Below are 21581 nucleotides of genomic sequence, written 5' to 3'. Positions count from 1 at the left end.
GACGGTGGCGGGACCAGCCGTGAGCATCCGTGACGTGGCCACCCGCGCGGGTGTGTCGGTCGGCACGGTTTCCAACGTGCTCAATCGGCCCGACATCGTCGCGGCGTCGACCCGGACCCGCGTACTCGCCGCGATCAGCGAACTCGGCTTCGTGCCCAACGACGCGGCCCGCCAGTTGCGCCGGGGCCGGGGACGCACGCTCGGCCTGGTCGTGCTCGACGTGGCAAACCCTTTCTTCACCGATGTCGCCAAGGGAGTCGAGGAGGCCACCGGCGCGGCCGGGATGGCGGTCATCTTCTGCAACAGCGACGGCGACCCGGTACGCGAGAGCGCCTACCTGGACCTACTGGAGGAACAGCGGGTCCAGGGTGTGCTGATCACCCCGGTGGACGACGCCAACGAGCGGCTGGTCCGGCTCCGGGACCGGGGCGTGCTGGTGGTCCTGCTGGACCGGCGTTCGACCCGACCGGACGTCTGTTCGGTCTCGGTCGACGACCGGCTCGGCGGCGAGTTGGCGGCTCGACACCTGGTCGAGACCGGACACCGGCAGATCGCCTTCGTCGGCGGGCCGTGGCGGCTGGAGCAGGTCCGGGACCGGTACGCGGGCGCGCTGGGCGCGCTACGCGAGGCGGGGCTCGACGAGGACCAGTTGCGCCGCTTCGACACTCCCAGTCCGACCGTCGCCGCCGGCCGGGACGCCGCCGCCCGCATCCTCGGCCAGCCCCGCTCGGCCCGTGCCACCGCGGTCTTCTGCGCCAACGACCTGCTCGCCCTCGGGGTGTTGCAGGAGCTGACCCGCCAGCAGGTCCGGGTGCCCGAGGAGATCGCCCTGGTCGGGTACGACGACATCGAGTTCGCCGCCGCCGCGGCGGTGCCGCTCTCCTCGGTCCGCCAGCCCCGTCAGCGCCTGGGGCGTACCGCCGCCGCGCTGATGCTGGAGGAGTCGAACGACCCGACCGTGCACCAGCACCAGCAGGTGATCTTCGAACCGGAACTCGTGGTCCGCGAGTCGAGCCGGTACACCCGCCGGCCAAGCTGACCGCCGCCATCATTCCTTGACATCCCCGCGCCGTCGCTCGTAGTTTGAGAGCGGGTTTTTTGAAACGGTTCACAACTAAGGGGGCCCGGTGCGGAGAGTCTGTTTCGTCCTACGGGTGAGACCCGATCGGCTGACCGAGTACCGCGCGCGGCACGCCGCCGTCTGGCCGGACATGCTGGCCGCCCTCCGAGCCGCCGGGTGGCACGACTACTCGCTCCACCTGCACACCGACGGGCTGCTTGTCGGGCACTTCCGGACCGAGGACCTGGCCGAGTCGCTGGCCGCGATGGAACGTACCGAGGTCAACGCACGGTGGCAGGCGGAGATGGCCCCGTTCTTCGAAGGGCTCGACGGGCGCCGCCCGGACGAGGGCTTCACGGTCCTCGATGAGATCTTCGACCTCGACGCGCAACTCGACGCACTCGACTCCACCGAGCGCGCATCCGCATCCACACAGGAGCTATCGTGACCGCCACCGCAGCCTCGCCGGAGGTTCGGGCCGCCCTGCGCGGCCAGCAGATCGAGGTGCCCTCCTGGGCGTACGGCAACTCGGGCACCCGGTTCAAGGTCTTCGCCCAGCCCGGTGTGCCCCGTACGCCGGAGGAAAAGATCGCCGACGCGGCGCAGGTGCACGCGTACACCGGGATCGCCCCGATCGTCTCGCTGCACATCCCGTGGGACCGGGTCGAGGACTACGCCAAGCTCGCCGCGCACGCCGCCGACCTCGGGGTACGGATCGGCGCGATCAACGCGAACGTCTTCCAGGACGACGACTACCGGCTCGGCAGTGTCACCAACCCCGACCCCCGGATCCGGCGCAAGGCCCTCGACCACCTGCTCGAGTGCGTGGACATCATGGACGCGACCGGTTCCCGCGACCTCAAGCTCTGGTTCTCCGACGGCACCAACTACCCCGGCCAGGACGACATCCGGGCCCGGCAGGACCGGCTCGCGGAGGCGCTCGCCGCCACCTACCAGCGCATCGGCGAGCACCAGCGGATCCTGCTGGAGTACAAGCTCTTCGAGCCGGCGTTCTACGTCACCGACGTACCGGACTGGGGCACCGCGTACGCGCACTGCCTCAAGCTCGGCGAGCGGGCCCAGGTGGTGATCGACACCGGGCACCACGCCCCCGGCACGAACATCGAGTTCATCGTGGCGTTCCTGCTGCGCGAGGGACGACTCGGCGCGTTCGACTTCAACTCCCGCTTCTACGCCGACGACGACCTGATGGTCGGGGCGGCCGACCCGTTCCAGTTGTTCCGGATCATGCACGAGATCGTCCGCGCGGACGCGCTGCGGGTGGAGTCCGGCGTGAACTTCATGCTCGACCAGTGCCACAACATCGAGCCGAAGATCCCCGGCCAGATCCGTTCGGTGCTCAACGTCCAGGAGGCGACCGCGAAGGCACTGCTGGTCGACGCCGACGCGCTCGCCGCCGCGCAGGCCGCCGGTGACGTACTCGGCGCGAACGCGGTGCTGATGGACGCGTACAACACCGATGTCCGGCCGCTGCTGCGGGAGATCCGCACCGAACAGGGACTCGACCCGGACCCGATGGCCGCGTACGCCCGTTCCGGTTACGCCGGGAAGATCGCCGCCGACCGGGTCGGCGGTCAGCAGGCCGGCTGGGGCGCCTGAGCACAGTGGGCACGATCGCAGTCAACGTCACACACGAGGGGAAACGAAACAGAGCCATGGGTACGCATCCGGAGGTGACCGCGCTGCTCGGGCGCAGTCACCGGATCGGCGCCGACCGGCGCAACACCAACTTCGGCGGCGGCAACGTCTCGGTCAAGGCCAACGGCGAGGACCCGGTCACCGGGAAACCGGTCGAGCTGATGTGGGTGAAGGGCTCCGGTGGCGACATCGGCACCCTCACCGAGGCCGGGTTGGCGGTGCTGCGGCTGGACCGGCTCCGGTCCCTCGTCGACGTCTACCCCGGTGTCGAACGCGAGGACGAGATGGTCGCCGCGTTCGACTTCTGCCTGCACGGCAAGGGTGGGGCCGCACCGTCGATCGACACCGCCATGCACGGCCTGGTCGACGTCGCGCACGTCGACCACCTGCACCCCGACGCCGGCATCGCGCTCGCGACCGCCGCCGACGGGGAGGAACTGACCCGCCGCTGCTTCGGCGACCGGGTGCTCTGGGTGCCGTGGCGTCGCCCCGGTTTCCAACTCGGTCTGGACATCGCCACCCTCGCCAAGGAGAACCCGCAGGCGATCGGCGTCATCCTCGGCGGCCACGGCATCACCGCCTGGGGCGCCACCAGCGAGGAGTGCGAAGCCCGCTCACTGGAGATCATCGCGACCGCCGAGCGGTTCCTGGCCGAACACGGCCGGCCCGAGCCCTTCGGTCCGGTCCTGCCCGGATACGAGGCGCTGCCGGCCGACCGGCGACGGGCCAAGGCCGCCGCGCTGGCCCCGGTGATCCGAGGTCTGGCCAGCACCGACGTCCGGCAGGTTGGGCACTTCAGCGACGACGAGGCGGTGCTGGACTTCCTGGCCCGCGCCGAACACCCCCGGCTCGCCGCGCTCGGCACCTCCTGCCCGGACCACTTCCTGCGGACCAAGGTCCGACCGCTGGTGCTGGACCTGCCGGCGGACGCACCGGTCGACGAGGCGGTGGCCCGGCTGCGCGAGCTGCACGACGCGTACCGCCGGGACTACCAGGCCTACTACGACCGGTACGCGTCCGCCGACTCCCCCGCCATCCGGGGTGCCGACCCGGCGATCGTGCTGGTTCCCGGGGTCGGCATGTTCAGCTTCGGCAAGGACAAGCAGACCGCCCGGGTCGCCGCGGAGTACTACCTCAACGCGGTCAACGTGATGCGCGGCGCCGAAGCGGTGTCGACGTACGCCCCGATCGACGAGTCGGAGAAGTTCCGGATCGAGTACTGGCTGCTCGAAGAGGCGAAGCTGCGCCGGCTGCCGGCGCCGAAGCCGCTCGCCGGCCGGGTCGCGCTGGTCACCGGCGGCGGTTCCGGGATCGGGGCGGCGATCGCCCGCCGGCTCGGCGCCGAAGGCGCGGCAGTGGTCGTCGCCGACCGGGACGCGACCGCCGCGGCCACGATCGCCGCCGAGATCGGCAACGCTGACCGGGCGGTGCCGGTGACCGTGGACGTCACCGACGCCGCCGGGATCGAGGCCGCGTTCGCCGAGGCCGCGCTCGCCTTCGGCGGGGTCGACCTGATCGTCAACAACGCCGGGCTGTCGGTGTCGAAGTCGCTGCTGGAGACCACCGAGGCCGACTGGGACCTGCAACACGACGTGATGGCGAAGGGGTCGTTCCTGGTCTCCCGGGCCGCCGCGAAGCTGCTGATCGACCAGGGCACCGGCGGCGACATCGTCTACATCGTCAGCAAGAACGCCGTCTTCGCCGGCCCGAACAACGTCGCGTACGGTTCGGCCAAGGCCGACCAGGCGCACCAGGTCCGGCTGCTCGCCGCCGAACTGGGCCCGTACGGGATCCGGGTCAACGGGGTCAACCCCGATGGCGTGGTCCGGGGTTCGGGCATCTTCGCCGGCGGTTGGGGTGCCAAACGGGCGGCGGTGTACGGCGTACCCGAGGAGGAGTTGGGCGCCTACTACGCCCAGCGCACCCTGCTCAAGCGGGAGGTGCTGCCGGAGCACGTGGCGAACGCGGTCTTCGCGCTCACCGGCGGGGACCTGTCGCACACCACCGGCCTGCACGTACCCGTCGACGCCGGCGTAGCCGCGGCATTCCTGCGCTGAGCCGACGACATGGGTCAGATGACAGGCCGTCCACGATGAACGGCAGTGCTCCGAGGTCGGCGGCGGTCGCCGCCGTCGACCTCGGCGCGTCCAGTGGCCGGGTGATGCTCGCCGAGGTGGACCGGGAACGGCTCACCCTGACCGAGGCGCACCGGTTCGACAACGGCCCGGTACGGCTACCCGACGCGCTCTACTGGGACGCGTTGCGGCTGCACACCGAGACGCTGACGGGGCTGCGGGCCGCCGTGGCCCGCCGCCCCGACCTGGCCAGCATCGGGATCGACTCCTGGGCGGTCGACTACGGCCTGCTCGACGCGGGCGGTGCGCTGCTCGGCAACCCGGTGCACTACCGCGACTCGCGCACCGACGGTGTCCCGGAGCGGGTGGTGGGGGCGCTCGGCGCGCAGCGGCTCTATCAGACAACCGGGCTGCAACTGCTGCCGTTCAACACGTTGTTCCAGCTCACCGCCGCTCTCGGCACACCCGCGCTGGCGGCGGCGCAGCGGATGCTACTCGTCCCGGACCTGCTCTCGTACTGGCTGACCGGGGTCGCGGGCAGTGAGGTCACCAACGCCTCCACCACCCAACTGCTCGACGTACGGACCAGGGAGTGGTCGACCGAGCTGATCGAACAGGCCGGGCTGCCGGCACGGATCTTCGGCCCGCTGCGCCGCCCCGGCGACGCCGCCGGAGACCTGTTGCCGGAGATCGGTGCGACGATCGGCGCGACCTGGCCGGTGCCGGTCACCGCTGTCGGCTCGCACGACACCGCCTCGGCGGTGGTCGCGGTGCCGGCAGCGGACGACCGGTTCGCCTTCATCTCCTGCGGCACCTGGTCGCTGGTCGGGCTGGAGCTGACCACCCCGGTCCTCTCCCCCGCCAGCCGGGCGGCCAACTTCAGCAACGAGGCCGGGGTCGACGGCACGATCCGCTACCTGCGCAACGTGATGGGACTCTGGCTGTTGCAGGAGTCGCTGCGTACCTGGCGAGCCGGTGGGTTGACGGTGGAGTTGCCCGAGCTGCTGGCCGAGGCCGCCCGCCGACCGGGGCTGGCCGCCGTGGTCGATCCCGACGACCCCGAGTTCCTGTCGCCGGGTGACATGCCGACGCGGTTGGCGAAGGCCTGCGTACGGCTGGGTCAGCCGGCGCCGGCCGACCCGGCGGCGCTGGTGCGCTGCATCGTGGACAGTCTGGCGCTCGCCCACCGGGCCGCCGTGCGGCAGGCGCAGGAACTGGCCGGACGCGACGTCGAGGTGGTGCACATCGTCGGCGGCGGCGCCCGCAACGAACTGCTCTGCCAACTCACCGCCGATGCCTGTGGGCTGCCGGTCGTGGCCGGACCGGTCGAGGCGACCGCGATCGGCAACGCCCTGGTGCAGGCGCGGGCGTTGGGGGTGTTGGACGGTGGGTTGACCGAGCTGCGGGCGCTGACCCGCCGCGACGGGGCGCTGCGGACGTACCGGCCGACGCCGGGCGCCGAGGCGGCGTGGCGGTCGGCGGCAGAGCGGGTCGGTCGGCCCGGCTGAAGACCCCCGTGGGAGGGGTGCCCACGGGTTCGGAAAGGGGGTGCCGTGTCTCGTGCGGTGGCACGGCACCCCACCCCGTCGACCTGACACGTCGCACGTCATTCGTCCGAGCGTTCGGCCCGGCTGAGGATGCGTTGCAGCGCGGCTATGTGTGACCGGAGGGCGGCGCGACCGCCGGGCGTGAGCGACAACCAGGTACGCGGGCGACGTCCGACGTGGCCCTTCCTGATGGTGAGGTAGCCCGCCGACTCCAGGGACGTCCGGCCGCCCAACCCACCAGCCCCTGGGTCTTCCAGTGCAGCCCACCGCGTACGTCATCCACGTCCGGCCACTCGACCACCGGCAGGTCGGGCAGGCCGAGCAGCGGGGCGATCTCGTCGTTCGCATCAGCCATCCAGGTCGTCGCCCACACCAGGTCACAGGGGAGTGCCCACAACCGTCGCCCGTGATCCCGATCGAGCCTGGCGAGCAGCGGGTTGGCGAACGTACGAGGTGGCGAGTGATCCGCCTCCCGTGCCCACCCTGGCGCCCCGAACGGAATGAGCGGCCCGTCTACGTCGAGGAACAGGAGCGGCCGGTCCATCGCACCATTCTGCATGATCACGCCGCGTGGAGCGGAGCGCGCGGACATCGATCACGATCGAGGGATTCGTCCGCGAAAAGAGGCTGTTCCGGAACCGTCCCGAAGCATTGACTCTGGGCGATAGAAGAGTCAAAGTGGTGCCAGAGAGCGCTCTCCCTTCACAGTTCGACACCCGTCCGTTAACCCGCTCGACACAGGTTCCGGTGCGCCCGACCCGCGCCCGTCCCGGCGTCACCTCCACCGTGGAGCCGGACGCCACCGAACCTCACCCACGGACGTTGCACCGGTGGCGACTCCCCCGCCGCTCTCCGCCCCATGCCTCGAAGGAGCCCCCATGCAACCGGTCGCACCACCACCAGTCCGTACCCGACCACCACACCAACGGCTGCGCCTGGCCACCCTGGCCACCGCCCTCGTCGCCCTGCTCGGGACCTACCTCGCGGTCGGTGTCAGCCCCGCCGCCGCCGCCGAGATCACGCTCTCCCAGGGGCGGCCGGCCACCGCGTCGTCGGTCGAGGGTGGCTTCACCGCCGCCGCAGCCGTCGACGGCAACGCCGGCACCCGCTGGTCCAGCGCGTTCAGCGACCCGCAGTGGATCCAGGTCGACCTCGGCTCCGCCCGCGCGATCAGCCGGGTGGCGCTGAACTGGGAGGCGGCGTACGCCAGTGACTTCCGCATCCAGACCTCGAACGACGCCACCAACTGGACCACCATCCACACCACGGTGAACGGGACCGGCGGCAGCAAGAGCATCACCGTCTCCGGCAACGGCCGCTACGTACGGCTGCACGCGACCAAGCGCGCCACCGCGTACGGGGTGTCGCTCTGGGAGTTCCAGGTCTTCGGCGACGACGGTGGGGCACCACCTCCGCCACCGCCTCCGCCACCGCCCGGCGGTCCGATCGTCCGGGTGGCCGAGTTCCCGGCCGACTGTCCGTTCAGCCACCGGCTGCCGGACGACCCGATCATCTACCCCGGCCTGGCCGGCGCCTCGCACATGCACAGCTTCTTCGGCAACACCTCGACCAACGCCAACTCGGACTACACGAGCCTGGCCAATGCGTCGAGCAACTGCAATCCGGCGATCGACCTGTCGTCGTACTGGGTGCCGACGCTCTACAACAACAACGTGCCGGTGGAGCCGACCATCGCCACCTTCTACTACCTCGGCGAGGGCGTACGCGCCGACGTGGTGGCCCAGACCCAGCCGATGCCGCTCGGTCTGAAGATCGTCGCCGGCAACGCCCGGGCCACCGGCGGTGACGACAGCATCGCCCGCTGGTCCTGCCTGCACGCCGGGCACATCCCACCGGGCAAGGACTTCGTCAACTGTCCCGCCGGCACCATGATGGAGTCGTACCTCGACTTCCCGCAGTGCTGGAACGGCCGTGACCTGGACTCGCCCGACCACAAGAGCCACATGGCCTACCCGGTCAACCAGGCATGCCCGTCCACCCACCCGGTGCACGTGCCGAAGCTGCGCCAGGTGCTGCGTTACCCGGTGAACGGCAACCCGGCCAACTTCCGGTTGGCGTCCGGTCCCGGTTACACGATGCACGGCGACTTCTTCAACGCCTGGCCCGCGGCGGAGATGGAGCGGCGGGTGCGCGACTGCATCCGGCCGGTCATCAAGTGCAACCACAACGGGACCTACTGAGGCTGTCCCGATGGTGAGAAGGTGATCGAGAGGCGGGGCCCGGCGAGCCGGGTCCCGCCCCGGTTCGTCCACCACCGTCAGCACCTGGGAGAACCACGATGAATTCGACCGTACGCGGCGCGCTGCCGCTCGTCCTGCTCGCCGTACTCGTGGCGGGTTGTGCCGACAGCGGCGGCAAGCCGGCGGCCGGGTCCGGCCCAGGCGGGTCGGCGGCGCCGTCCGTGACCCTCGGCCCGAGCGGCACGACCGGTCCCGCCGGGGCGGCCGGGGCGTTCAACCCGACCGACGTCGCCTGGACCCAACTGATGATCGCGCTGGACGAAACGACCCTGCTGCTGACCGACCTCACCCCGAAACAGACCTCGAACACCGGTGTACGTGAGCTGGCCGACCAGGTCGGCAAGGGCCACCGGGGCGAGCTGACCGGGCTGCGGGACCTGCTGCGGCAGGCGGGGGTGGCGGAGAGCAACGAGCACGAGGGGCACGACATGCCGGGCATGGTCACCGCCGACGACCTGCGTGCGCTCAACGACGCCAGCGGCCCCGCGTTCGACCAGCTCTTCGTCAGCAACATGCGCGACCACCTGGAGCAGACGGTGCGGCTCGCCCGTGCGGTGGAGAAGTCCGGCAGCGAGCCGCACATCCGGGAGCTGGCCACCCAGATCGAGCAGACCCGGACCACGCAGCTCGACCAGCTCGCCAAGCTGGAATCCCAGGGCCGTTGATCGTCTGGCGCACACTGCCTGAGTGACCGGTATCAGCGAACCGACAAGGTCAGGGCGGCGCCGACCACCGGTCCAGGTGGTCGGCGCGGTGGTACTGGTGTGCGCGGTGAACCTCGTCGTGGTGCTGGCCGAGACGATCGGCGGATTCGGCGCCGCCAGAGCCGAAACACTGATAGATGGCGTCATTCGGCTGGCGGTGGGCGCTGCGTGGGCGTACGCGCTCTGGCACGGTGGCCGGATCTTTCGCTGGTTCTTTCTCCTGCTCTCCACCGTCGGGCTGGTAGCCCTGATCGTCCATGGGACGGGCGCGGCGGATGTCGCACAAGGGCTCGCGATCACCACGGCGTTGGTGCTGCTGCTCGTCGCGCCTGACACCTGGCGCTCGGGGCAGCCGGCACGCTAGCGGAGGCGGTACGGTCGATCGCATGCCGAGCGTGCTTCTGGTGCCCGGCCGGGGCCTCCCCACGACGCACCACTGGCACGATCCGCACGCGACGTTCGCGCAGGTGGCCACGTACGCGGCGGCCTGGGGCGCGGAGCTGGTCGACGCGGGCGACGCCGGTCACCTCAACACGGCCGCCGGTTACGGCCCCTGGTTGGCCGGTGAACGCCTGCTGGCAGACCTGCTCGGATAACCGAAGCTCCGGCGGAGCCTCAGGTGGTGGGATCGATCGCCACCTTGAGCCAGCCCGGCTCACGCCGGTCGAACTCGTGGTACGCGCCGATGATGTCACCCATCGGCTCCTCCTCGGTGACCAACCCGGACGGGTCGACCGTGCCGTTGCCGATCATCTCGACCAGTTGCGGCAGGTAGTGCCGGTGGTTGGCGTTGCCGGCCTTGATGGTGAGGTTCTTGTTCATCGCGATGCCGGTCGGGAACGAGGTCATCGTCGGCGGGTAGACCCCGAGGATGCCGAGCGTGCCGGCCTTGGCCAGGGCGTCGACCGCCCACCGCAGTGCCTGCCCCGGGGCGTTGCCCGGCACCCAGTTGTCGTCCTGCGGTGCCGCCTGGGCGGCGACCGCGTCGCGTTCCCAGGCGAGCAGGTCGGCCTGCTCCTGCGCCTGCTGGGCGGCCGGGCCGTGGGACGGGTGCTGGGCGTCGACGCCGACCGCGTCGATCGCCCGGTCGACACCGATTCCGCCGGTCAGCTCGTCGATCACCGACACCGGGTCCTCCACGCTGAAGTCGACCACCTCGGCGTGTTGACCCTTCGCGGTCGCGAGCCGGTCCGGTAACTGGTCGACCGCGATGACCCGGCCGGCGCCCTGGAGTTGCGCGGAGAGGATCGCCAACTGTCCGACCGGTCCGCAGCCGAAGACGGCGACCGTGTCACCGGCGGAGACGTCCGCGATCCGGGCCCCGAACCAGGCGGTCGGGAAGATGTCCGACAGCAGGATCGCCTCGTCGTCGGAGACGTCGTCGGGGAGGGCGACCAGGCCGTTGCTGGCGTACGGGATGCGCGCGTACTCGGCCTGGAGTCCGGCGAACCCACCGGCGCTCGCGGGGGCGCCGTAGTAGGCGGTGCCCGCGCGTCGCCCACCGGGGTTGGCGTTGTCGCACTGGGCCTGATAGCCGGCCCGGCAGTAGGAACAGAACCCGCAGGAGATGGTGGACGAGACCACCACCCGGTCGCCGGGTGAGAAGTTGCGTACCGCGCTGCCGACCTGGACCACCTGGCCGACGCCCTCGTGGCCGAGGATGCTGCCGTCACTCAGCCCGGGTACGGTGCCCCGAGCGAAGTGCAGGTCGGTGCCGCAGATGGCGGTTCTGGTGATTCGGACGATCGCGTCGGTGGGTTCCTCGATGCGCGGATCCGGTACCTCGTCCAACCGGATATCGCCGACACCGTGCCAGACCGCTGCCCTCATCTCGAAAAGCCCCTTCCCCAGGTCCACGAGCCGTCCACGGGGCCTACCCGGCCCTGGTCGCGAAAAACCGCCCGTGGGGCGGCGAGAAGCGGGTACGAGCGCGGGAAGCGGGTACGACGAGCGCGGACAGGGCGGACAGGGCGGTGCCCCGGTCCGCGGGGACCGGGGCACCGTTGGTGCGTCGGGCTCAGCCGAGCTGGCTCTTGGCCTCCGTGATCAGGCGCTTGGCGCCTTCCTGCGGGGTGATCCGGCCGAAGATGACCTCGTCGTAGACCCGCTGGAACTCGGCCTTGACCGCGCCACCGCCCTTGGGCTGGGCCGGCGGGGTCGGCAGCAACTGGCTGGTCACCGAGCTTTCGAAGTCGTACACGAGCTTGTCGTTCGCGGCCAGGCTGGGCGCGAGCACGTCGCGGACCTTGGCGTTCGCCGGCATGCCCCGGGAGACGGCGAGAACCTTGCCGGCGGCCTCGTCGTTGATCAGGAAGTCGATCAGCATGGCGGCCTGCTTCGGGTGCTCGCTCCGCTCGGCCACGCTGTAGGCCATCGCCATCGACGCGATCATGCCGCGCTTGTCGGTGTCGCTCGGCATCGGTCCGATGGCCAGCGGGGCGCCGTACGCGGAGATCATCGGGCTGAAGCTGGAGTCGTAGTTGACCTCCGCCGTGACGCCCTTCTTGATCAGCGAGGAGTTCTGCACCGAGCCGTCCATCTGGGTGGTCAGCTCGGCCGGGGCGAGTGCCCCCGCAGTACGGAACTGGCCGGTCATGGTCCAGAACTGGGCGAGGTCGGCCTCCTCGAAGCCGAGCTTGCCGTCGTCGGTGTAGATCTTCTTGCCACGCTGCTGGAGCCAGATGTCGAACCAGTCGATGGCGAAGCCGAAGTCACCGAAACCGGCGACCTTGCCACCGCTGGCCTGGCTCAGCTTCTGGCCGGCGGCGAGCAGGTCGTTCCAGGTCCAGGTGGTGCTCGGCGGCGTGACACCGGCCTTGCTCCAGAGCGCCGGGTCGTAGATCACGCCCTGGGTGTTCTGCGCGATCGGGATCGCGTAGGTGGCGTCACCGACCTTGCCGGCCGGGAGCAGCGTGGGGGTCAGGTCGGCGACCTTGAGGGTGCCGTCCTTGATGTACTTCTCCAGGTCGAGCAGGGCGTTGCGGTCGGCGTACTCGCGCAGGTAGGCGCGGTCCATCTGCACCACGTCGGGGGCGTCGCCGCCGGCGATCTGGGTGGAGAGCTTCTGGAAGTACGCGTCGAAGGCACCGAACGAGGTCTGCACCTTGATGTCCGGGTACTTCGCCTCGAACAGGTCGATGGCCTCTTCGGTGACCTTCGCCCGGGCGTCGTTGCCCCACCAGGTGAACTGGAGGGTGACCGGGCCGTCGTCGGCCGCGTCGCCGCCGCCGCAGGCGGCCAACGGCAGGGCAAGGAGCGCCGACAGGGCGACCGCGGCGGCTCGCACCGTGCGGTGGTTGCGGCGGGTTCTCAACATAGGGGTTTTCTCCTTCGCTGGGGGCGCGTGGAGCACGGGGGTAAGCGCTTGCCCGGCACGGGCGACTCAGCTCTATGAAACGGTTTAACTAGAGCGGACGCTAGGACCGCTCCACCCTCTTGTCAAGGGATGGTTACCAGGACGCGTCGCCTCTGTTACCTGGGCCAGCGCGCACTGCCCGCCGGGCAGGTTGAATCGTTACATATTCTCTGGGTAGCCTCGCCCACATGTCCGAGCCCACACCCCCCACGGTGGCCCTGATCGGTGCGACCGGCTACGGCGCCCAGCACCGGCGGAGCATCGACGCCCTGCAACGCGCTGGCCGGGTCCGCCTGGTCGCCGTCTGCGACACCCGGCCACTCTCCGAAGAGGAGGCCGGCCCGGCGGTCCCCGTACACACCGACCACCGGGCGATGCTCGCCGCCACCCGCCCGGACATCGTCGTGGTCAGCACCCCACCCCACACCCACCTGCCGATCGCGCTCGACGCGGTGGCCGCCGGCGCCGACCTGCTGCTGGAGAAGCCCCCGGTCACCAGCCTCGCCGACCACGACCGGCTCACCCGGGCCCTGCGCGACGCGGGCAGGATCTGCCAGGTCGGGTTCCAGGCCCAGGGCTCACACGCGCTGGCGACGCTCCGCGACGCGATCCGCACCGGTCGGCTCGGAAAGGTCACCGGCGTCGCCGCCGCCGGCACCTGGATCCGTGACGACGCCTACTACGCCCGCTCCCCCTGGGCCGGACGACGCTCGGTCGACGGACGGGCGGTGGTCGACGGCGCCCTGGTCAACCCGTTCGCGCACACCCTGATGCTCGGTCTCGACCTGGTCCGCGCCGCCGCCACGGGCGCGGTGCCGACCCGGTTCACCCTGGAGCGCTACCGCACCCGGGAGATCGAGGTCGAGGACACCGCCTGCCTCCGGGTGGAGTTCACCGCCGGTCCGCCACTGCTGATCGCGGTCACGTTGAGCGCCGCCGAGTTCCGTGAGGGCGACATGATCGTCCACGGTACGGAAGGTTCGGCGGTGCTGGAGTACCCGACCGACCGGCTGCTGCTCACCTCGGCACCCGCTGCCGACGCGGGCGCCGTACCGGGCGGGGCGAGCGCCGCGGAGAGCGCCGAACGGACCGGCCTGTTGGCGAACCTGCTCGACCACCGCCGGGACCCCTCGGGGGTGGCGCTGCTCGCCCCGCTCGACGCGGCCCGGGACTTCACCGCGCTGGTCGAGGCGATCCTCGCCGCACCGGCACCGACCCTGATCCCGAGTGGGAACCGGCACCTGCGACACGACAGCGGCAGCCCGGCCTGGGTGATCGACGGCGTCGACGCGGCGGTCGCCGCCGCCGCGACCAGCATGCGTACGTACGCGGACCTCGGCCTGTCCTGGACCACCGAGCCCCACACGGGCGACCTGTCCTGATCGTCGGGCGGGAAGCCCCCACGGCACGACGTCCGGCGCCCCTGCCGAAGGTGGGGCGCCGGACGTCGTTTCAGCGACCGACGAGCGGGTTCTCCATCAGATCGGCGGTGGGCGGCGCGGTCACCTCGACCGGCAGTCCGAAGTCACGGAAGAGCACCTCCGACCGGACCGCCGGGCTGCCGCCGTACTCGGGGCGGACGAGCGTGTAGCCGGTGAGCCGTCCCCGGTCGTCGACGGTCGCCTCGAACGGCACCGTACGCAGCTCGGGCACGTCCGGGACGTTCTGCTCGCGTACCAGGTCCACTGTTCCCCGCAAGCCCGTCCGGCCCACCCGCTCCAGGTGCTGGACCTGCCGGAACGGCTCCAGCAGCACCTCGAAGGTCGGTCCGAGCAGTCCGTGGTCACCGGGGACCCGGGTCAGGTTGGTGTAGACCCAGCTCCGTCCGGTCGCCCCGACGACGATCTCGCCGTCCCTGGTCAACTGGGTGTACGCACCATCGCCGATCAGGAGCGTGTGCTCGGAGACCGGCACGCCCGCCTCCGTCGCCTCTGTCGTGAGGTCACCGAGCCGGCGGCTGCGGTCCACGACGGCGTCGAGCTGGAACAACTGCCGACCGTCAATCGACGTCGAACGGGCGAGGATGCGGAACCGTTCCCCACCCAGCCGCTCGTACGCCCGCGCCAGCGTCTCCGAGGCGGTCTCACGTCCGCCCGCCGTGGAGTCACCGATGCCGGCGCCGAAGAGTGCGAGCAGCCCCAGCCCCACCCCGACGATCCGGAACCTCCACATCGGCACCCTCCCCGTGTCGGGCCCGATCCGGCTCCGCATCGCCAGGAGTCACTCGGAATCGGATCGCCCGCCATCGTAGCCATCCTGCGGGTAGCCCGGGCTGCCCGGATAAACCACGAATACCGCCACAGTCGTTCTAATATCAACCAGATTGGGACATAGACGACTTGGCTACAGATTGGCGCCGGGCTCGTAGGGGGGTAGGCGGAGATGACTCAGCTCGCGAGCCGGGCCGGTGACCGGACCCGGTCCGGACGTGGATTCCGAGGCGACATCGAGGGCATGCGCGCCCTGGCGGTCGTACTGGTGCTGCTCTTCCACATCGACCTCGCCGTCGTACCCGGCGGATTCATCGGCGTGGACGTCTTCTTTGTCATCTCCGGATTCCTGATCACCGGACTGCTCGTCTCCGAACTGGAGCGGACCGGCAAGATCTCCCTGGTCGGCTTCTACGCCCGGCGCGCGAAACGGCTCCTACCCGCGGCGGCCCTGGTCCTCGCCGCGTCGCTCCTGCTCACCTACCTGTTCCTGCCCCGGACCCGGTGGCTACAGACCGGCTGGGACGTCGTCGCCAGCGGGTCGTACGTGATGAACTGGCGACTGGCCACCCAGGCGGTCGACTACCTGGCCGCGAACGAGCCACCGAGCATCCTCCAGCACTACTGGTCACTCGCCGTGGAGGAGCAGTTCTACCTGCTCTGGCCACTGTTGCTGATCCTGGTCGGGGTGTGGGTGGCGCACCGCTGGCCGGGGCGGCTGCGTCCCCGGCTGCTGCTCTGCCTGGGCCTGGTCGCGGTCGGATCGTTCGCCTGGTCGGTACACCTCACCCAGAGCAACCCCGAGTCGGCGTTCTTCGTCACCACCACCCGGATCTGGGAACTGGCCGTCGGTGGCGGGCTGGCGATCCTGAGCCGGCGCCTCGTCGCGCTCCCCCGGCTCGCCGCAGTCGTCCTCGGCTGGGCCGGGCTCGCCACCATCATGCTCGGCGCGCTGCTGCTCACCGAGGCCAGTCCGTTCCCCGGTTACCGGGCCCTGGTACCGACCCTCGGCGCCGCCGCGCTGATCGCCGCCGGAACCGCCGCTGGTCAGGGCGGTCCGGGACGACTACTCGGGCTACGGCCGATCCGCGCGGTCGGGGCCATCTCCTACTCGCTCTACCTGTGGCACTGGCCGCTGCTGGTCGCCGCCGAGGCCCGGTTCGGCGAGTTGGGAGTGGGTGCCGGCCTGGTGGTGGTGCTCCTCTCCGTCGCCCTGGCCTGGCTGACCTACCGGTACGTGGAGAACCCGGCACGTCGGGCGACATGGTTCACTCTGCAACCGGTACGGGCCCTGCAACTCGGCCTGGTCTGCACCGTCACGACCGTGGTGATGGGGTTGCTCTTCCCGCTCACTGTCTGGCCGCCGGCCCAGGTGACCACCGCCAGCTCCCTGACTCCCCGGTCGACCGCCTCCGGCACGGCTCCGGCAGCCCCGACCGGGCCGCTCGGTGCCGCCGTACTCGGTCCGGAGCCACGGGACAATCCGGCCGGCGCACCGGTCGACAGGGTCGACACGATCTTCCCGGCGCCGATGGCCGCCCGCAAGGACCTGCCCGACGTGTACGACGACGACTGCCTGTCAGAACAGCAGGAGAGCAAGGTACGCACCTGCGTCTACGGCAAGCGGGACTCCGACTTCACCGTCGCGCTCGCCGGCGACTCCCACGCGGCCCAGTGGTTGCCGACCCTCCAGGAGATCGCCGAGGCGAACGGCTGGCGTGTGGTCACGTACACCAAGGCCGCCTGCCCGCTGCTCGGCATCACGGTGGCCCGGGCGGGGCGGCCCAACACGAGCTGTACCGAGTGGAACCGCAGCGTACGCGACCGGCTGACCGGCGCCGAACGGCCGAAACTCCTGGTCACCAGCAGTTCGCTCTACAGCCCGGTGCGCGACGGCCGGGTGGTGAACGGCAACGCCGGTCGGACCGCGCTCGCCCAGGGGTTCCGGCAGACCTGGTCGGCGATGGCGGAGGCGAAGGTGCCGACCATCGTGCTCCAGGGGACGCCGCAGCCCGGGATCGACATCGTCGAGTGCGTCTCCACGCACGCGGACCGGCTGACCGAGTGCACCACCGCCCGCGCCGACCTTGAGAAGGGGGTCGGCCCGATCCAGGCGAAGGCCGCGGACGGGCTGAGCGGCGTGCACCTGGTCGGTCTCAACGACGCGATCTGCCCCACCGACCGGTGCGCGGCGGTGATCGGCGGCATGCTGGTCTACCGGGACACCAACCACCTGACCGCCAGCTACGCCCGCAGCCTCTCGCCGAGGCTGCGCGCCGAAATCGACTTCGCGCTGAGCTGAGCGTCATCACCAGAGATCACGGTCGGACCACCGTACGTGATCTCTTCTTGCCATGATCGGGTGCCGGCTGGTATTCACATATCTAAACCTATGCACCTACACCATCGCGCGGAGCCGACCTGACCGGTCGGCTCTTTCGCGGCGCCGTCCGAGGAGGACCCCTTGCACCAACCCGAGCGGACAGTGTTCGGCACCAGATGGCGGGCGATGCCCGCGTTCGTCACGGCCGTCGTACTCGCGGCCACGCTGCCCGGAGCCACCCCGGCCACCGCCGCCGCTCCCGAGACGGCGACGCCGGCGACACCCGCCGCCGCGAAGGACGCCTTCGACCACGACCACCAGGCCCGCGACAAGGACAACCGCAGGGGTACGGCAGCCCCGAGCAGCGCCCAGCGCTCCGTCGCCGGCAAGGTCGACCCGTCGGTACGGTGGAACGCCCTCGGCACCCCGCACGCGCTCGGCCCCGGCACCGCCGCGCTCGCCACCGGCCTGGCCGCCGACCCGGAAACCGCCGCCCGGCAGTACCTGGTCTCCCAGCGCGACCTGTTCGGTCTGGACGCCGCCGCCGTCGCCGCCATGGACAAACTGCTGGTCCGCCAGATCGGCACCGGTGCCGTGGTCACCCTGCGGCAGCGTCTCGGTGACCTGCCGGCCGGCTTCGACGGGCTGGTCAGCATCGCGGTCGACCGGGGCAGCGTGATCCACGTCAGCTCCTCGCTCACCCGCGACAGCAGCGCCCCGGCCCCGCTCACCATCACCGCCGACGAGGCGTACGCCGCCGCCCTCGCCGACGCGGGCCTCACCGCCGACCAGGTGGCCACCCACGACCTGCGCAAGGTCGCGGTGCCGACGCCGGTCGACGGCAACCGGGCCGCCTGGGAGGTGACCCTTATCGGCAAGAGCGGCGAGGAGCCGGCGGCGTTCACCACCTTCGTCGACGGCACCGACCGCAGCGTGCTGATCCGCGAGGACCTGGTCGACTACGACTCGGACAACCCGCAGTGGGCCGTCTTCCCGGCGAACCCGCCGAGCAAGTCGCACCCGCGTCACGACGACCGGGTCGTCTGGTGCCAGAAGTGGGAACGCGGCTGTGAGCGTACGGTGAAGGACGCCGCCAGCGGCGAGGCGTGGGACGTCGACCTCGCCACCGGCACCTCCACCGAGACCACCCGGGGCAACTCGGCGAACAACGTCGTCTCCTGGGGTGCCGGCACCCCGGCGGTGCCGGCCACGCCGAGCCCGACCCGGGACTACATCTACCCCTTCACCGACCAGTGGAAGCAGAGCAGGTGCAGCCCCGACGTGTTCACCTCGCCGGAGCGCAACGACATCGACGCCGCCACCGCCAACCTGTTCGCCATGCACAACCGGATGCACGACTGGGCGTACCACCTCGGCTTCGACGAGGGCGCGTGGAACCTCCAGGCGGTCAACCTCACCGGTGAAGGACTCGGTGGCGACGCCGAACAGGGCCGCGCCCAGCAGGGCGCGCTGACCGGCAACCGGAACAACGCCAACCAGTCCACCCCGCGCGACGGCCTGCCGCCGAGCACCAACATGTACCTCTGGCAGCCGATCGCCGGTACGTCGTACCCGCCCTGCGTGGACGGCGACTACGACATGACGGTGATCGGGCACGAGTACACCCACGCGATCAGCAACCGGATGATCGCCGGTCCGGACGCCGGCATCGGCGGCCACCAGGGCGGCGCGATGGGTGAGTCGTGGAGCGACCTGCTCGGCACCGAATACCTCTACCAGCACGACATGCGGCCGGCCGGCAAGACCCCGTTCATCGTCGGCGCCTACGTCACCGGCAACAACGAGAGCGGCATCCGCAACTACGACCTGAGCCGCAGCCCGCTGAACTACTCCGACGTCGGTTACGCCCTCTCCGGCCCGGCGGTGCACGCCGACGGTGAGATCTGGGGCGCGACCAACTACCGGGTCCGCTCGGCCTTCGTCGACCGGTACGGCGACGGCAAGGAGTCGACCCAACTCGCCTGTGCCGAAGGCAAGCTGGCGGTCGACAAGTGCCCGGGCAACCGGCGCTGGTCGCAGCTCGTCTTCGACTCGATGCTGCTCCAGGCGGTCAGCCAGGTGAGCATGCTCGACATGCGGGACAACATGCTCGCCGCCGACCAGCTCCGCTTCGGCGGTCGCAACCAGGACATCATCTGGAACGCCTTCGCCGAGTCGGGCATGGGCCGGGACGCCGCCACGGTCAACTCCGCGGACACCGACCCGACGCCGAGCTTCGCCTCCCCGCACGCCCGCAACGCCACGGTCACCCTCCGAGGCAAGGGCGACAGCGCCGGTGCGCCGATCCGGCTCTACGTCGGCGAGTACGAGGCCCGTGCGGTGCCGATCGCCGACACCGACCCGGCCACCGCGCTGCCGGACACCTTCGAGATCGTGCCCGGTAAGGAGTTCTCCTTCCTCGCCGTCGCCCCCGGCTTCGGGCACTCCCGGTTCACCGAGAAGTTCCACTCGGGCGAGCGGGAGAAGTTCGACCTGGACCTGGAGCGCAACCTCGCCTCGCTCGCCGGGGGCGCGGTGATCAGCGGTGACGGGGTCAACCTCGACCAGATCGCCGACGACACCGAGACCACCAACTGGGCCTCCCTGGACGGGGTCGCCGGCAAGCGGGTGACGGTGGCGCTGCCCGGCGCGCAGACCGTACGGCGGGTGAACGTCAGCGCCTTCCTGCGCCCGGCGATCACCGGCGACGTCGACACCGGCAGCCAGAACGCGCTCACGGCGCTGCGGTCGTTCACCGTACTGTCCTGCGACTCCCGTCGGGCCAACTGCGCCGACGACGCGAACTACCGGAGGGTCTACACCAGCCGGTCCGACGCGTTCCCCGGCGGGGCGTTCCGGCCGTACACCCGGGACCTGAACCTGCGGTCGTTCGACATTCCCAAGACGACCGCGACCCACCTGCGGCTGGAGGTGACCGCCAGCCAGTGCACCGGCGGTCCGCTCTACGCCGGTGAGCAGGACAGCGACCCGGCGACCACCACCGACTGCGCCACCGGCAGTCCGTTCCGTACCCAGGTGCGGATCGCCGAGTTCCAGGCGTTCGAGCGGTAGGTAGCGGGTCCGGTCCGGCCAGAACGGACGGCCGGACCGGACCCGCGCCCGGGGCCGCGGCAGGGGCGTGACCGGAGGAGGTCAACACGGCACCCGGGCGGTCGGTGGGGAAACGTCAGCGACGTCCTCGCCGTTGGGGGCGCCAGACCGGGCCGGTGGACTCGTCGGTCTGCCAGACCGGTCGGGCGTACCCGGTCCCGTTGGTCGCGCCGAGGTCGATGGTGCCGTCGGCACCGGAATCCGCGGACCGGCCGCGCCGGCGGAACAGCCCACCGCCGGGGCGGGCGGTCCGACGCGGGTGGGCGTACTCCGGCTGGTCGACCCGACCGCCGCCACGGCTGGTCATCGCGTTCAGCAGCCGGTGCCGGACCCGCATCAGCAGGCCGACGCCGAGGAAGAGCATCAGCGCCCCGGTCAGGAAACCCGCCTGGACCAGGCCCAGCCGGCCCGAGTTCGCCGCCGGGTCGGTACGCCCGCCGCCGGCGCCGGACGCCACCGCCGGGGTGTCCGACGGCACCGGGATCAGCTCCTCGGACGCCTCCTGCTCCGATGTCGACTCCTCCGACTCGGACGGCTCCGGGGACGGGGTCGGGGTCGGTGAGGAGCGGGTCCTCGACGGGGTCGGCGCGCCCCGGTCACCCGCCACCGTCCGGGTGGCGGATCCACTGGCGAGCAGACGGGACCGGGCGTCGAACGCCTCCGCGGTGACCGTCACCCGGCCACCGGCGGCCTCGGCGGGGAAGGCGATCCGGTACTGGGCCGTCACCGTACGGTCACGGCAGAGCTGGCCGGGGTCGAGGTCGGTGTCGGTCAACCGGGCGACGTTCCCCTCCGCCTGGACCCGTACGGGGAACGAACCGGTCTCCTCGACCCGGTCCACGCGCACCTGGTCGAGCCGGAATCCGTCCACCCGCAACACCATGGACCAACGGACCTTGCGGCAGTCGCCCCGATCGGTGGTGGAGACCACGGCCGCGACGGTCACCGGGGCACCGCCCGCCGTGAACTGACCCGGCAGTTCCAGCCGGGTGTCGAATCCCGGCGCCGCGCCGGCCGGCGTACCGGTGGCGACCAGACCGACCCCGGTCACACACGCCAGTACGGCGCCCAGCCGGCCGATGAACCGACGTACCGCCACCACGCCTCCATTCACATTCCGCTGTCACCAGTCGGTGATCCGACTACTCCCCGCAACGCTAGAACGGGATTAGGTGGTGGGAAAAGGGCGAGATCCCGCACCCAGCGCCAATGAAACCCCTCACTTTCACCCGACGTAGTGAACCGGTCACCCAACCCCCGCGACACGCCGACACCC

General features: G+C 70.9%; 17 protein-coding genes and 1 pseudogene. 12 read left to right on the top strand and 6 right to left on the bottom strand.

Translation table 11 applies throughout. The features are described from left to right. Positions 1-4 precede the first annotated feature (4 nt). From ACIBF5_RS24390 to ACIBF5_RS24370, 5 genes are all read left to right on the top strand, one after another. Entirely contained in the window at positions 5-1039 is a 1035-nt protein-coding gene (locus ACIBF5_RS24390) for a LacI family DNA-binding transcriptional regulator (RefSeq protein ID WP_396815187.1), read from the top strand. Between the two features lie 88 nt (positions 1040-1127). Next, positions 1128-1508: an L-rhamnose mutarotase gene (locus ACIBF5_RS24385; RefSeq protein WP_396815186.1), complete on the top strand. Its 381-nt coding sequence runs from the start codon at positions 1128-1130 to the stop codon at positions 1506-1508. Continuing rightward, entirely contained in the window at positions 1505-2680 is a 1176-nt protein-coding gene (gene rhaI / locus ACIBF5_RS24380) for an L-rhamnose isomerase (RefSeq protein WP_396815185.1), read from the top strand. Before ACIBF5_RS24385 ends, rhaI begins: the two co-directional genes overlap by 4 nt. 56 nt (positions 2681-2736) lie before the next feature. Continuing rightward, positions 2737-4776, top strand: coding sequence for a bifunctional aldolase/short-chain dehydrogenase (locus tag ACIBF5_RS24375; RefSeq protein ID WP_396815184.1), 2040 nt, complete (start codon positions 2737-2739; stop codon positions 4774-4776). A 35-nt stretch (positions 4777-4811) separates the two neighbouring features. Beyond that, positions 4812-6302, top strand: coding sequence for a rhamnulokinase family protein (locus ACIBF5_RS24370; protein WP_396815183.1), 1491 nt, complete (start codon positions 4812-4814; stop codon positions 6300-6302). A 98-nt stretch (positions 6303-6400) separates the two neighbouring features. Here ACIBF5_RS24370 and ACIBF5_RS24365 read toward each other — a convergent pair whose 3' ends face one another. Then, a complete protein-coding gene (locus ACIBF5_RS24365; protein ID WP_396815182.1) occupies positions 6401-6574 on the bottom strand; it encodes a transcriptional regulator in 174 nt (57 codons plus the stop codon). Then, positions 6559-6885, bottom strand: a pseudogene (locus ACIBF5_RS24360) (hypothetical protein); the annotation flags it as partial. The pseudogene ACIBF5_RS24360 and the gene ACIBF5_RS24365, both read right to left, overlap by 16 nt. 334 nt (positions 6886-7219) lie before the next feature. Between ACIBF5_RS24360 and ACIBF5_RS24355 the strand changes: the two are divergent. The 4 genes from ACIBF5_RS24355 to ACIBF5_RS24340 all read left to right on the top strand — a co-directional run bounded on the left by ACIBF5_RS24355 (position 7220) and on the right by ACIBF5_RS24340 (position 9902). Further along, positions 7220-8542 carry a DUF1996 domain-containing protein gene (locus ACIBF5_RS24355; RefSeq protein WP_396815181.1) on the top strand — a complete coding sequence of 441 codons (1323 nt, stop codon included), beginning with the start codon at positions 7220-7222 and terminating at the stop codon, positions 8540-8542. Positions 8543-8640: 98 nt separating this feature from the next. Then, entirely contained in the window at positions 8641-9267 is a 627-nt protein-coding gene (locus ACIBF5_RS24350) for a DUF305 domain-containing protein (RefSeq protein ID WP_396815180.1), read from the top strand. 22 nt (positions 9268-9289) lie between these two features. Next, the gene (locus ACIBF5_RS24345; protein ID WP_396815179.1) at positions 9290-9670 is read left to right on the top strand and encodes a hypothetical protein; all 381 of its coding nucleotides are present in this window, start codon (positions 9290-9292) and stop codon (positions 9668-9670) included. A gap of 22 nt (positions 9671-9692) precedes the next feature. Next, positions 9693-9902 (top strand): alpha/beta hydrolase, encoded by a 210-nt coding sequence (locus ACIBF5_RS24340; protein WP_396815178.1) that lies wholly within the window; start codon positions 9693-9695, stop codon positions 9900-9902. 19 nt (positions 9903-9921) lie between these two features. Here the strand turns inward: ACIBF5_RS24340 and ACIBF5_RS24335 are convergent, their stop codons facing one another. Together ACIBF5_RS24335 and ACIBF5_RS24330 are read right to left on the bottom strand one after the other, a co-directional pair. Next, a complete protein-coding gene (locus ACIBF5_RS24335; RefSeq protein ID WP_396815177.1) occupies positions 9922-11136 on the bottom strand; it encodes a zinc-dependent alcohol dehydrogenase in 1215 nt (404 codons plus the stop codon). Between the two features lie 187 nt (positions 11137-11323). After that, a complete protein-coding gene (locus ACIBF5_RS24330) occupies positions 11324-12622 on the bottom strand; it encodes an ABC transporter substrate-binding protein (protein ID WP_396815176.1) in 1299 nt (432 codons plus the stop codon). A 227-nt stretch (positions 12623-12849) separates the two neighbouring features. Between ACIBF5_RS24330 and ACIBF5_RS24325 the strand changes: the two genes are divergently transcribed. Further along, a complete protein-coding gene (locus tag ACIBF5_RS24325) occupies positions 12850-14043 on the top strand; it encodes a Gfo/Idh/MocA family protein (protein ID WP_396815175.1) in 1194 nt (397 codons plus the stop codon). Between the two features lie 70 nt (positions 14044-14113). On the opposite strand, the gene ACIBF5_RS24320 is transcribed toward ACIBF5_RS24325, so the two are convergent. Then, positions 14114-14833: a hypothetical protein gene (locus ACIBF5_RS24320; RefSeq protein ID WP_396815174.1), complete on the bottom strand. Its 720-nt coding sequence runs from the start codon at positions 14831-14833 to the stop codon at positions 14114-14116. A 210-nt stretch (positions 14834-15043) separates the two neighbouring features. Here ACIBF5_RS24320 and ACIBF5_RS24315 point away from each other — a divergent pair, with 210 nt between their 5' ends. Together ACIBF5_RS24315 and ACIBF5_RS24310 are read left to right on the top strand one after the other, a co-directional pair. Then, a complete protein-coding gene (locus tag ACIBF5_RS24315; RefSeq protein ID WP_396815173.1) occupies positions 15044-17173 on the top strand; it encodes an acyltransferase family protein in 2130 nt (709 codons plus the stop codon). Positions 17174-17335: 162 nt separating this feature from the next. Further along, complete coding sequence (locus ACIBF5_RS24310; RefSeq protein ID WP_396815172.1) at positions 17336-20266, top strand: M36 family metallopeptidase; 2931 nt, start codon at positions 17336-17338, stop codon at positions 20264-20266. Positions 20267-20381: 115 nt separating this feature from the next. Here ACIBF5_RS24310 and ACIBF5_RS24305 read toward each other — a convergent pair whose 3' ends face one another. Next, positions 20382-21404, bottom strand: a complete 1023-nt coding sequence (locus ACIBF5_RS24305; protein WP_396815171.1) for a hypothetical protein — start codon at positions 21402-21404, stop codon at positions 20382-20384. Positions 21405-21581 lie beyond the last annotated feature (177 nt).

This window comes from Micromonospora sp. NPDC050417, from assembly GCF_044458865.1.
GTDB lineage: Bacteria > Actinomycetota > Actinomycetes > Mycobacteriales > Micromonosporaceae > Micromonospora_G.
Note: the sequence above shows the minus strand (reverse complement) of the source record. Positions and strands in the feature narration are given on the sequence as shown.

Bases quoted from the DNA above. Each gene is read 5' to 3' on its own strand.
- ACIBF5_RS24375 (WP_396815184.1), top strand. From the start codon at position 2,737: ATGGGTACGCATCCGGAGGTGACCGCGCTGCTCGGGCGCAGTCACCGG.
- ACIBF5_RS24320 (WP_396815174.1), bottom strand. From the start codon at position 14,833: ATGTGGAGGTTCCGGATCGTCGGGGTGGGGCTGGGGCTGCTCGCACTC.
- ACIBF5_RS24370 (WP_396815183.1), top strand. From the start codon at position 4,812: ATGAACGGCAGTGCTCCGAGGTCGGCGGCGGTCGCCGCCGTCGACCTC.
- ACIBF5_RS24355 (WP_396815181.1), top strand. From the start codon at position 7,220: ATGCAACCGGTCGCACCACCACCAGTCCGTACCCGACCACCACACCAA.
- ACIBF5_RS24325 (WP_396815175.1), top strand. From the start codon at position 12,850: ATGTCCGAGCCCACACCCCCCACGGTGGCCCTGATCGGTGCGACCGGC.
- ACIBF5_RS24350 (WP_396815180.1), top strand. From the start codon at position 8,641: ATGAATTCGACCGTACGCGGCGCGCTGCCGCTCGTCCTGCTCGCCGTA.
- ACIBF5_RS24335 (WP_396815177.1), bottom strand. From the start codon at position 11,136: ATGAGGGCAGCGGTCTGGCACGGTGTCGGCGATATCCGGTTGGACGAG.
- ACIBF5_RS24340 (WP_396815178.1), top strand. From the start codon at position 9,693: ATGCCGAGCGTGCTTCTGGTGCCCGGCCGGGGCCTCCCCACGACGCAC.
- ACIBF5_RS24330 (WP_396815176.1), bottom strand. From the start codon at position 12,622: ATGTTGAGAACCCGCCGCAACCACCGCACGGTGCGAGCCGCCGCGGTC.
- ACIBF5_RS24315 (WP_396815173.1), top strand. From the start codon at position 15,044: ATGACTCAGCTCGCGAGCCGGGCCGGTGACCGGACCCGGTCCGGACGT.